Below are 12959 nucleotides of genomic sequence, written 5' to 3'. Positions count from 1 at the left end.
GTTCGCTCGCTAAGCCCATTTCGTGGCCGGCGATATTTCCTTTTCACCGATGATGGCAGATGCGCTCGTGATCCTGGGAGCGGCAGGCATCGTCATCCCGGTCTTTGCGCGTTTCCGCATCACACCCATTATTGGTTTCATTCTGATCGGGATTGCTGTGGGGCCCTATGGTCTGGGTACGCTGGTCTACGAGATACCATGGCTCCAATATGTCACCATATCAGACCCTGACGGACTGACACCGTTTGCCGACTTCGGGATCATCCTGCTGCTGTTTGCAATAGGGTTGGAACTGTCCTTCAATCGCCTGTGGCAATTGCGACGCCTTGTGTTCGGGCTTGGCGCGATGGAGCTGCTCATCATCGGCTCATCGCTGGCCATCGCACTGTCGATGATGGGCCAGTACTGGGTGGGCGCACTGGCGCTCGGCTTTGCCCTCGCCTTCTCGTCCACAGCGATCGTTCTGCCGATCTCGGGAACCTCCACCCCGGTCGGCCGCGCAGCTCTATCCATGTTGTTGTTCGAAGACATCATGATCGTCCCGATCGTGTTTATTCTTGGCGCTATGGGCCCTGCGGCAAGCAGCGAAGGCTGGGAAGGTATGGTCGATGTCTTGTGGCAGGGGGGACTTGTCATTGCTGCGCTGCTCATCCTTGGGCGCTTTGCCTTGCCGCGTCTCTTCGCCCAGGCCGCCCGTACGAAGAGCCCCGAATTGTTCCTCGCAGCATCGCTGCTCGTGGTTATTGGCGCAAGCCTTGCCACCGCTGCGACCGGCCTGTCGCCGATTGTCGGCGCGCTGATCGCCGGACTGCTGATCGCCGAAACGGAATATCACGGCGAAGTCGAAAGCATCATGGAGCCATTCAAGGGCCTCGCGCTCGGGATCTTCCTCATCACCGTTGGCATGAGCATCGACCTTACGACGATCTGGCGCAACCTCGGCTCCATCGCCGTGGCAGTCATCGGCGTTCTGACGTTCAAGGCGCTGGTAACGGGTGTTCTGCTGCGCTTGATGGGAGCGCGCCGCAGCACCGCTGCCGAGACCGGCGTATTGATGGCCAGCCCCAGCGAGACGACGTTGATCGTCCTTGCAGCGGCTGGCTCAGCCATGTTGATTCAGCCTGGTACAGCGCAGTTCTGGCAAATTGTGACCGCGATCGGTCTCACGATTACTCCGCTGCTTGCCAAGCTTGGCCGCGTGATTGCACGCAGGATCGAACCAGCACCAGAACTGCCTGAAGACGATAACGGTCAACCGCGCACCATCATCATCGGCATCGGACGCGTCGGCCGCCTGATTGCGGATATGCTCGATGCACATAACCAACCCTATGTTGCGATCGATTCCGATTCCGATCTGATCGAACGTGGCAAGCGGGATGGCTACCGCGCTGTGTTTGGCGACGCAGCCCGTGGTGATGCGCTCGCTCGGCTTGGGATAGACATCGCGCCCGCAGTGGTCCTGACCATGGACGAACCGGTGCTGGCGCAACGGCTCGTCTCCAAGCTGCGCGCTGAACATCCCGAATTGCTCATCGTGGCCCGCGCGCGCGACACCGAACATGCGGCATTGCTCTATCGCTGGGGCGCAAGTCACGCCGTGCCTGAGAACCTCGAAAGCTCGCTTCAGCTATCAGAAGCTGTGCTGGTCGATATCGGTGTCGCGATGGGCCCGGTTATTGCCTCGATCCACGAAAAGCGCGACGAGTTCCGCATCCAGCTGGAACGGGACGGCAAACTCGATTGGCGGCCCAAGCTGCGCACCAGCACGGCGGAGGGCTAGGGTCAGGTGGATTGTCAGGCTGGCTGACTGGCCAGCGCTTCCTTGACCGCAGCCAACGCCGCTTCAGCCTTGTCAGCATCCGGACCGCCGCCCTGCGCCATATCTGCCCGGCCACCACCGCCTTGTCCGCCGAGTGCTTCCACACCGACCCGCACCAGCGCAACCGCGTCAAAGCGATCAGTGAGGTCATCCGTCACCGCCACCGCGAAAGCCGCCTTTCCGTCATTGACGGCCACCGCTGCCGCGATACCCGAACCAAGCCTCTGCTTGACCTCATCAAGCAAGGGTCGCAATTCCTTCGGACTCAAGCCGTCGAGCACCTGTCCGCTGAACTTCACGCCTGCAACATCTTCATCCGCTGACCCGGCAGAACCGCTACTGCCCCCGCCCATGGCGAGTGCCTTCTTTGCGTCAGCCAACTCTTTTTCGAGGCGCTTGCGCTCTGCCATCAGGGCCTCGATACGGTCCGGCACTTCCTCAGGCGCAGCACGGATCACGCTGGCCGCTTGTTTCAGCGCATCTTCCCGATCCACCAGCCATCGCCGCGCAGCTTCGCCCGTCAGGGCTTCGATCCGGCGGACACCTGAACTGACAGCTCCTTCCGATACGATGCGGAAGATACCGATGTCACCTGTCGCCTTGACGTGCGTACCTCCGCAAAGTTCGACCGAGTAATTGCGCCCTTCACGGCCTTTGCGGCCCATCGACAGGACACGCACTTCGTCGCCATATTTCTCACCAAAGAGCGCCAGAGCGCCTGCCTCGACCGCATCATCCGGACTCATCAGGCTAGTCGAGACCGGATCATTCGCGCGTATTTCTGCATTCACCTCTGCTTCGATCGCAGCAATGTCTTCCGGTTCGAGGGGCTTTGGATGCGAGAAATCGAACCGCAGCCGATCATCGGCAACCAGCGAACCCTTTTGGGTAACGTGCGCGCCAAGCCGGTTGCGGAGCGCCGCATGGACGAGATGAGTCGCAGAGTGGTTGGCACGGATTCGGTCACGCCGCCCCACGTCCACATCAAGATGCACCACATCACCGACCGCAAGCGCCCCAGCCTCGATCGTAGCGGCATGCACATGCAGCCGCCCCAGTGGCTTGCTGGTGTCCGACACCCGCGCGCTCAGCCCGCTCGGGCTGGTAATCAAGCCGCGATCTCCCGTCTGGCCGCCACTTTCGCCATAGAAAGGAGTCTGGTTTGTCACGATCAGGACGTCTTCGCCTTGCGCCGCTGAGGAAACTTCCGCTCCTTCTCGGACCAGAGCGACAACAGCGCCCTCGCCTGACGTCGACGTGTAGCCGGTAAATTCGGTCGCGCCTTCGCGCTCTGCAATGTCAAACCAGATCTCGCTCGAGGCTGCGTCACCCGATCCCTTCCAGGCCGCGCGCGCCGCCTGCTTCTGACGGGCCATAGCCGCATCAAAACCTGCCTTGTCGACTCCGATCCCGCGAGCGCGCAGGGCGTCTTCGGTCAGGTCATAGGGAAAACCGTAAGTATCGTAGAGCTTGAAAGCCGTTTCACCATCGAGTTCGCCGCCCCCGGCCATTGTGCTGGTCGCTTCGTCAAGCAGGCGAAGGCCATTCGACAGAGTGCGGCGGAACTGCCTTTCCTCGCGTTCCAGAACGTCCTCAATGAGCGCCTGCGCGCGGACCAATTCAGGATAGGCCTGGCCCATCTCCGCCGCAAGCGCGGGAACAAGGCGGTGCATCAGCGGCTCACTGGCTCCCAGCAAATGCGCATGGCGCATTGCGCGGCGCATGATCCGTCGCAGAACATACCCGCGCCCTTCGTTCGACGGCAGCACCCCGTCCGCCAACAGGAAGCTGGTGGAACGCAGGTGATCGGCAATCACGCGATGGCTTGCCATCTGCTCGCCCGACGCTCTGGTTCTGGTCAAGTTCTCTGACGCAGCAATTAGAGCCTTGAATGTGTCCGTTTCGTAATTGTCGTGGACGCCCTGCATCACTGCCGCGATTCGCTCCAGCCCCATACCCGTATCGATCGATGGCGAAGGAAGCGCGATGCGCGATCCATCCGCCTGCTGGTCGAACTGCATGAACACCAGGTTCCAGATTTCGACGAACCGGTCACCGTCCTCATCCGGACTTCCAGGAGGTCCGCCGAAGATATGGTCACCATGATCGTAGAAAATCTCAGAACACGGTCCGCAAGGACCCGTTTCACCCATCGACCAGAAATTGTCACTGGTGGGGATGCGAATGATGCGTTCTTCGGGCAGCCCTGAAATCTTGCGCCATAGGTCGAACGCTTCATCGTCGGTGTGATAGACGGTGGCTGTCAACTTCTCAGGTGGCAACCCCCACTCCTTCGTGAGCAAGGTCCAGGCGTGCAGGATGGCCTGTTCCTTGAAATAATCGCCAAAAGAGAAATTCCCGAGCATCTCGAAGAAGGTGTGGTGACGCGCAGTGTAGCCGACATTGTCGAGATCATTATGCTTCCCGCCCGCCCGCACGCATTTCTGGGAGCTGGTCGCGCGCGGTGCTGGCGGCGTCTCCAGCCCGGTGAAACTGTTCTTGAACGGCACCATCCCCGCATTCACGAACATGAGCGTGGGATCATTGTAAGGCACAAGCGGTGCACTCTGCACTTCCGCATGATCAGCGCCCGCGAAATAGTCCAGAAAAGACCGGCGTATGTCGTTAGTCGAAGTCATGAATGGCAGTTAGGCAATCCGTCTCATGCCGACAAGCCATCCTGCGCACGAACTTGTCCGAAAAGTGGCACGAGGGCATCACTTCCGTGTCTCTTCCGTGTCGGGACAGTTGATCAGGGATCAGCGCATACGGAAAAGCCGACGTTGCACCTGGAGGAAGTGCGACGCCGGCTATCCGTTAATCCGGGGTGTCCTTTGATGATCCCTACCGGATCGACAACCCCGCTTGAGAAGTGCGATCAGTCCTCCGCGTCAGGACCGGTCATCATCTCCTCGGCAACCTCGTCGGTGCGGCCGCGAATGGCGGCTTCCAACTTGGCGCAAACTTCAGGGTTTTCCTTCAGATAGGTCTTCGCATTCTCGCGGCCCTGGCCGATACGGATCGAATCATAGGAGAACCAGCTTCCCGATTTCTCCACCAGCCCGGCCTTGACGCCAATGTCGAGGATTTCGCCAATTTTCGAGATCCCCTCGCCATACATGATGTCGAACTCGACCTGCTTGAAGGGCGGGGCCACCTTGTTCTTGACCACTTTCACGCGGGTCGTGTTACCGATCACATCGTCGCGATCCTTGATCTGGCCTGTGCGGCGGATGTCCAGGCGGACCGAGGCATAGAACTTGAGCGCATTACCGCCCGTGGTTGTCTCGGGATTGCCATACATAACGCCAATCTTCATGCGCAGCTGGTTGATAAAGATCACCATGCACTTCGAGCGGTTGATAGAACCTGTGAGCTTGCGCAGCGACTGCGACATCAGACGTGCCTGAAGGCCAACATGCGAGTCGCCCATCTCGCCTTCGATCTCTGCTCGCGGGACCAGTGCCGCCACGGAATCGACCACGAGTACGTCAATCGCATTGGAACGCACCAGCGTATCTGTAATCTCCAGCGCCTGTTCGCCCGTGTCAGGCTGCGAGATGATCAGCTCGTCAATGTCGACGCCAAGCTTCTTGGCATAAACTGGGTCAAGCGCGTGCTCTGCGTCGACGAAAGCTGCAGTACCGCCCGCCTTCTGCGCTTCGGCGATCACATGGAGCGCCAAAGTTGTCTTGCCCGAGCTTTCCGGGCCATACACCTCGATCACACGGCCTTTCGGCAGTCCGCCAATGCCAAGCGCAATATCAAGGCCCAGCGATCCGGTGGAGATCGCTTCCACATTCATCGCCTCTTTCGAACCCAGCTTCATAGCTGAGCCCTTGCCAAATGCCCTGTCGATCTGAGCAAGCGCAGCCTCGAGCGCCTTTTGACGGTCCACGGAATTTTCCTTTTCTACCAGCTTGAGACTTGCCGACATCGCATGACCTCCTTGACTTGCCTAGTGCTGCCGATGACTTATCGACCGCCCCCTTCAGGCTTGAGTTGGAGATTATGTATCTGATTTGTTCTCAAAGAACAAGAGTGGAACAGAATTTTTCCGTTTCAGCGACATCGCATTGGTTTAAAACGTATTTTTAAACGATCACGGTACAGATCGGCGCATCTGGAACGCAATATTGCGTTCCATGTTTGCCGGAACAGAGATTTCCACTACCCGATTGCCGTCTTTTAACCTGCTCTTGCGCAGCCCCCTCACGTCCCACTCAGCAAAAGCGCCCAGATTGAGCCGAACAGTGATCTTGTGGGCATTCGCATTGACGAGTTCCAATTGCATGTCGACCCAAGGTCGTCGCTCATCGTCGGATGGGCCAAACTCGCTCAGGCGCGCACAATTTGCCTGGACCTGTGCGCTTGGCCCCATTGCGATTTCTATTTCCTGCCCAACGGCATAGTCGCGCAGAGACTCTTCCCCCACCAGCAACTCACCCGCTGCCGAGGGTTCGAAAACGGTGATCCCGCCCATCGGCATGGCTATGCCAAGTCCGTGTTTCTCGTCATTCCTGGTTCTTAATAGGATTGCCGCCTCAGAATTTTCGCGCGCAGACAATCGATCCCACGGGCTGCAGAACACTTCGTAGAGCAGTTCGCCCTTCACACTCTGCCGGTTAAGGAAGGCAACCTGTTTCATGCCCTGTGCATTGACGCTGACCGGTTCGGGCACCCGATAGAGCTTGAGATCGCCGAGCGTTTCCTCACTTGCGACCATTGCGACATCGGCGGCTGATTCCATCAGAGCCATATTGCGTTTCTGCGCAGTAACGGTGATCAGACGATCCTTAGAATACGCGGCAGGGGCGGCCGCCATAGCCAACGGATCATCAAAATAGGGAATGGGCGAACCGGCGGCAGTGCTGCCGAAAGGGTAACAGGTCAGTCGCAAGGGTTCGGCGCGAGGCGGCTGCGCCAGTCCTTCAAAATCACTCTCGATGTTGAGTGTGCCAGCCACTGCCATCAGTTCTGCATCGGCAAATGTCTGCGCATTGTCGTTCAGGATGGTGAGCCAGGACAGCAGATTTAGGCGCAATTCGTCGCCACTTCCCCCGTCATGAAGTGTCGCGACATAGTGGGCCTGCCAGTCAAATCCCCAGGCAAGGTAGCTCAGGGTTATCTCGTAGGTTCCGCCCGTTTCATCACGTGTGTCAATCGAGAAGACCGGCTCAGCCGAGAGCCCGTCGGGAACGGCCGGGAAGGTCAGGCGCTCGGGGATCCCCGAACAGCGCACTGCTTCAAAGCCTTGCGAAGTTTGCAGCACGAGCCCGCCATCCGCACGCGTGCGGACGATCCCGCTCTCGCTCACTTGCTCCCCTGAACCAGGCAAAGTCCGGGTTACCGTGATACGATTACCCAGCATCCCGTTGACGAGCGCTGCGGGCGACAACAATTCAGCATTGCGGTTTTTCTCGATCGTTCCGCCAGGAAGTCCGGTTACGATCGCAGAGACTGCCACCATCCCTTCGGCAACGCCTGTAAAGCGGATAGTGGAGACGCCTGCCGGCAACGTGACTCGGCGGGTTTCGCTGATCATCGCAAAGCCTTGCGGCATGTCGCGATTCATCTGATCCGAAACGCCGCGCAGCGGATCGCGATAGACCGTCACAGCCGTTTTGAGCGGGGCCGAGGCGTCCACCACTTCGCGGGCGGATGCGGGCCCCATCGCGCTCACCAGCATTGTAGCCAGTGCACAAAAGGTTAGGAGAAAGCGGGTCATCGCCCAGCCCCCGGTTCAGTAACGCGTTTCGTAGGTCACACGCACTACGCGCTCGCTGTTGGCGGGCACGCTGACGGTATAGCGCCGCGTATCCGCATTCACTTGAACGCCTTCAACATCCTCTCTGGTGACACGGAAGTCCCTCGTCCACCACCCGCGATCGAGTCCGCTCTGCAAGAGTTCCACTTGCTCTGCGCTGCTCTTTGCATTGGTGAAGGTGTAACGCATGGTCGTGCGGTAATAAGTTGGTTTCTCTTCGCGCGTATAAGTTCGCGTGCGCCCGTCATCTTCGACGACACGATAGCGGCTGCTCGCTTCCCATTCGCCTTCGGTGATGCGGTCGCGCTTCTCAACTTCGGCCTGCACCAGAATGTCGAACGCCTCACCCGTTGCAAGCGATAGCGAACTGCCCATTGGCGTGTGGCCGATATAATTCTCACCAATGAATTGCGGGCTACCGCGACTGTCCCGCTGATAAAAGCGCACTGCACCAGCCGGCAAGGCATCGCCCAGACCTCCATCACTGGAACTGCTGAACGCGATATCGCTGCTGACATTTACCGGGGCACTGTCGCTTGTGAGCCAACCGATACTGCGACGATAGACCTTGCGTGCAGGAACACCTTGCACGTCGAGAAAGCTCACCTGCTTGGTTTGCGCGTTGGCAATCGTCGTGCGCTCGGCGATCGGATAGAGGTAGAAATCGCCCAATTGCTCGCGATCTGCTGTCTGCGTACCCGGGCGAACGATATTACGGTTGTTGTTGACGCGCCCCTGGCCGGGACTGCCCGCGACCAGCAAGGTTTCGGCATTATGGAAAGTTGTGCCGGTGTTATTGGTCAGCGTCACCCAGCCCTGCATGTCGATCGTCCTGGTTGCCTCGTCGAAAAGCGCGACATAGTCCGCGTTCCAGCGCAGCCCGGAAGTGAGGTAGCGGATCGATGCAGGTCGCACCCCGCCCCGCGTGGCATCCACATTGACCGAGAGCGTTGGCCTGGCGCGCAAATTGGGCGGAACCCGGTCAAAAACCACGCGCACGGGCAGGCCATCATCGCGCAGCACTTCGATCCGGTCGCCAATCTGCACGACTACGCCGCCAGCGGTTGAAAGGACTTTGGCACGCTCGGTTGTTTCACGGCCTGTCGCAGGATTGGTCCTTATCAGAGTAACCGTCTGACCGATCGCCTTTTCCATCATCTTTGCCGGTGTGAGCAAATCAAAATCGAAATTCTGCTCGATGATGCCTGCGCCATTAGCGGCAAAGCTCAGAGTTTCGGGCCGGATGCGCGCTGAGACGTCGGGAAACTCGATCGTGCTTCGCCCGCGGGGGATATTGAGCTGGCGCACGTCCTGAACCAGGGCCTGATCATTGTTGTAGATCGTAACCGCCAGATCGCCTTGTTCCGTCTCTTCCGAAGAGGATTGCGCCACGGCAGGCAGAGCCGCCACCAAGAGCGCGATCAAGGCCGTTTTGCGCGCCAATACACTCGTCCCAAGAGCCATATTTCACCCCTCCTCACTTCGTAATGTCACAGGCATATTGCGGCTACAGACAGTGTATCAAGGATGAATAGAATGGGGTTGAGACCCCAAATGGGTGAGGCTCAACGCCCAGTTCAAATCAGCTCACGCCCGTACCTTCGCGCATGACCTCAGCCACTTTGTCACCAATCTGCTGGACGCTGAACGGCTTGGGCATGAAGTGCATATTGGGAATATCTATGTCATTGCGCAGTTGCTCTTCGGCGTAGCCTGACATGAACAGAACGGGGATATCTGGTTTGATCTCACGGATCGCGCGCGCCATCGCCGGGCCGTCCATACCGGGCATGACCACATCACTGACGATCAGATCGAAGTCGCGCCCCTTCTGGATTTCCGCAAGGCCAAGCTCACCATCCGAACACGCCGTTACGGTATAGCCAGCTCGGGAAAGGGCCCGCTCTGCGACTGTGCGGACCATGTCCTCGTCCTCGACCAGAAGGATGGTTCCACCCCCTGACCAGTCGCGGACCTTTTCCTTTCGCAGCGGTTCTCTCGAAACAGGCCGCTCGCCCTTGTGGACCGGGAAATAAAGCGTAAACCGGGCTCCGGTGGCATTGCCTGACTTATCCTCTACATTGGTGACGAAGATAAAGCCGCCGGACTGTTTCACGATACCGTAGACTGTAGAAAGCCCAAGGCCTGTGCCCTTGCCCTGTTCCTTGGTGGTAAAGAACGGTTCGAACAGCTTGGACAAGGCGTGCTGCGGAATGCCCCCGCCATCGTCTTCTACGACAAGCATGGTGTAGTCAGCGGTCGGCAGGATGTCAGAGCCCATCTGCTCGACATCGCGTGCGTGGACCCGATGTGTCGAAAGCGCGATGCGCCCCTCACCATTGCCTTTGGACTGGATAGCGTCGCGGGCATTGACCGCGAGGTTCATGATGACCTGCTCAAGCTGCTGCGGGTCAGCCCGAACCGCTCCCAGATCGCGATCGTGCTTGACCTGGTATACGATCTTCTCACCGATCAGTCGCTTGATAAGCGGAGCAACTTCGCTCACGACATCGGGCAATTGGATGATTTCCGGCCGCAATGTCTGCTGCCGCGAGAATGCGAGCAATTGCCGGGTCAGCGCCGCGGCCCTGTTCGAATTATTCTTGATCTGCTGGATATCATCATAGTCGCTATCACCGGGCGTATGGCGCAAGAGCATGAGGTCGCACGTACCAATGATTGCCGTCAGGACATTGTTGAAGTCATGCGCGACCCCGCCCGCCAATTGACCAACAGCCTGCATCTTGGTGGCTTGCGCCACTTGCCGCTTGAGCTGCGTCTCCTCGCTTGAATCAGCCAGGCTCAGCAGCACAGCCGCTTCGCCCAATCCGCGCACCCCGGCAAGACCAAGCGAGACAGGTTCATCCGGGCGCGTTGCGAGCCGGATCGCCATGTTGCCGCTGGTTGCTGGCCCTCTGCCGTGGCGCCGCACTGCGTCGGACAATGCCGCTTTGTCTTCCCGGACCACCAGATCGGTCGGAAACGGCGGCATGCCCCGCTGCTCGCGATCGATCGAGCGCAGGAAGGCTGTGTTACCGAACAGGAACCGCCCGTCCCTGTCTGTCATGGCCAGACCCAGCGGTAACTGGCTCAGCAAGGCTTCAAGCTGTGCGACGCCTGCTTGCGACGAGCCATCCCAACTGCCGCCGATGCCCACACCGCTATCAACCAGCAACATCAAGGACTGACCTTCGTCCGGACCGGTTGCGCCCCCCGTCACAGTGCTTTCAAGGGGTACGTGGATCAGGGTCTGCGGGGTTCCCGACAGACCTTCGCGAGCGAAAAATATCCTCTCCCGGTCGTCTGATCGGAGGAACGAGACGAAATCCTGCCCGGCCAAAGTTGCATTGGCATCGCCTGCTGCCCGCTCGGCAAAGCCAGCGCTGACATTGCGGATTACACCGTTGGCCGAGGTAACTGCGGCTTCAATCCCAGCCCGCGAAAGCATCACGCCAAACGGCCCAGCCACATCATATTGCAGCATTTCGGCGGCCAGCGGCGCAGCGACCCGCTGAATCCGCCAGATCAGGACATCTTCGCTCTGACCTGCACGGTGAGCCGAGACATTCCAGACATACGGCGCATTTTGCGCTTGATTGTCGTTCGCGAGATCTAGAGCTTCTTCTGCTCCTGCACCATCCCGCCATGCTTCGCGTGCCAAGCGCAGAAGAGCCTCGCTGGCAGAGCGCTTTTGCGAGAGCGCCTGAGGCGCGCGAGAACTGCCAAACGCCTCGATATATTGTCTATTCGCACACACCAATCGGTTGGCCCGATCGGTTACCGCCATAGCGAACCCCGACTGCTCCATCGTTGCAAGTGTAACCGACCAGTCGACGACTGTTTCGGTTGCTTGCATTGGGGAAGCGCGCATGCGTTCCAGGCCAAAGGCAATCAGCCCCAGAATAACCAGCCCTGCGCCATAGGTCAGGATCAGCACCGGGTTGGCGCTAAGCATCCACAGGACAGCAAGGCTAAGGATGATCGCAAATCCAATCCCCGCGACCAACAGACGTGAACCCGAAGCGCCATCGCTGCGCGCGATACTCACGATTTGCCTGCTCCTATTTGCTCATCCAGACGCTCATCAAGGCGGGCTTCCATTATCCGCAGCTTCTTCGCACGTCGGCGGGTGACCATTACCCGCCAGACCGCACCGGAGATCACATATCCCAACGCTGAGGTTACAACTGCCAGAACCACGAAGCCAAAGGCGGTCACACCAGCAAGTTCAAAGAACGTCGCGAGCCAGCCGCTGTCCTCAGCGAACTTACCAGCAGCGCCGGGTCCCATCGTCTCGTCGATGTTCAGCGTCAGTTCCCCCACTTCCTTGGCAACGACAAGCCAACCCGGAAGCGTCAAGGGGTTGGTGACAAAGGTAACCAAAGCTGCAAGTGGCACGTTCGCCCGAGCCGGAAGCGCGAGAAAGGCTGCGAGGAAAATCTGACCCAGCGGCACAATAAAGGCCGCAAACAGCCCCAAGGCGACGCCGCGCGGCACGGATCGGCGCGTAAAGCGCCATAATTCTGGCGACAGGAAACGATGCGCGATCGGCGCGAGATACTTGTTCCGCGCCATCTCCTCGCGCGAGGGCATGTGTCTGCGAAGTGTGTCCGCCGCCCAGGTTTTTGATCGCTTCTTCGTCATAGATTTGCTGGCGCCTTGCTCCCCCGACCGCATTTTCGCAAGTACAGACATGTGCAGATTGATCCGATTTTCGATAGAACGACCACCGAGTTCGTCAGACCTAGCACGTCGGCATGACCGAGCCGTGAATCAAACCCGCATTTTGAAGAAAAAACTTCGCAAACCCAGAGGCTCCAAGTCAGCTCTTTTCGCGCATCAGCCTCGCCTTGTCGCGTTTCCAGTCGCGATCTTTGATCGACTGCCTTTTGTCATGCGCCTGCTTGCCTTTTGCAAGTGCAAGCTCGACCTTGGCGCGGCCGCTCTGGTTGAAATAGATCGACAGCGGGATCAGAGTCATCCCTTTGCGTTCAACAGCACCAAACAGCCTGCCGATTTCCCTTGCGTGAAGCAGCAATTTGCGCGGTCGGCGCGGCTCATGGTTTTGCCTGTTTCCATGGCTATATTCAGGAATATTGGCGTTGATGAGCCAGACTTCACCTTCATTCACTTCCGCATAGCTCTCGGCAATGCTGGCCTCCCCCGCACGCAGAGCCTTCACTTCGGTTCCCTGCAGGGCCAAGCCCGCCTCGAACTTATCTTCGATCGAATAATCGAACCGCGCGCGGCGATTTTCTGCGACGATTTTGTGCTTGTCGAAAGTGGAAGGTTTCGGGCGAGCCATGATGAGAGCGCTCTACGCAAAATCCAAGCGTAAGGAAAGCGGCGGGTCCATGATTGGTAAACAGT

At 58.8% G+C, this 12959-nt stretch carries 8 protein-coding genes; 1 reads left to right on the top strand and 7 read right to left on the bottom strand.

Annotated elements, in window-relative coordinates; all coding sequences use genetic code 11:
• The first annotated feature begins 22 nt into the window (after positions 1–22).
• Entirely contained in the window at positions 23–1783 is a 1761-nt protein-coding gene (locus ACG9DO_RS10185; protein WP_394727544.1) for a cation:proton antiporter, read from the top strand.
• A 14-nt stretch (positions 1784–1797) separates the two neighbouring features.
• Here ACG9DO_RS10185 and alaS read toward each other — a convergent pair whose 3' ends face one another.
• The 7 genes from alaS to smpB form a co-directional block, all read right to left on the bottom strand.
• On the bottom strand, positions 1798–4461 hold the full coding sequence (gene alaS / locus ACG9DO_RS10180; protein ID WP_394727542.1) for an alanine--tRNA ligase: 2664 nt from the start codon (positions 4459–4461) through the stop codon (positions 1798–1800).
• Between the two features lie 239 nt (positions 4462–4700).
• Positions 4701–5759 (bottom strand): recombinase RecA, encoded by a 1059-nt coding sequence (recA, locus tag ACG9DO_RS10175; protein WP_394727540.1) that lies wholly within the window; start codon positions 5757–5759, stop codon positions 4701–4703.
• Positions 5760–5924: 165 nt separating this feature from the next.
• Entirely contained in the window at positions 5925–7550 is a 1626-nt protein-coding gene (locus ACG9DO_RS10170; protein WP_394727539.1) for a DUF4139 domain-containing protein, read from the bottom strand.
• Between the two features lie 15 nt (positions 7551–7565).
• Entirely contained in the window at positions 7566–9053 is a 1488-nt protein-coding gene (locus ACG9DO_RS10165; RefSeq protein ID WP_394727537.1) for a DUF4139 domain-containing protein, read from the bottom strand.
• Between the two features lie 118 nt (positions 9054–9171).
• Entirely contained in the window at positions 9172–11544 is a 2373-nt protein-coding gene (locus ACG9DO_RS10160) for a response regulator (protein WP_394731252.1), read from the bottom strand.
• 89 nt (positions 11545–11633) lie between these two features.
• Positions 11634–12164 (bottom strand): DUF2062 domain-containing protein, encoded by a 531-nt coding sequence (locus tag ACG9DO_RS10155; protein ID WP_394727535.1) that lies wholly within the window; start codon positions 12162–12164, stop codon positions 11634–11636.
• A 247-nt stretch (positions 12165–12411) separates the two neighbouring features.
• Complete coding sequence (gene smpB, locus ACG9DO_RS10150; protein WP_394727534.1) at positions 12412–12894, bottom strand: SsrA-binding protein SmpB; 483 nt, start codon at positions 12892–12894, stop codon at positions 12412–12414.
• Positions 12895–12959 lie beyond the last annotated feature (65 nt).

Source organism: Altererythrobacter sp. GH1-8, assembly GCF_043702085.1.
In the GTDB taxonomy this organism is placed as follows: Bacteria; Pseudomonadota; Alphaproteobacteria; order Sphingomonadales; family Sphingomonadaceae; genus Erythrobacter.
Note: the sequence above shows the minus strand (reverse complement) of the source record. Positions and strands in the feature narration are given on the sequence as shown.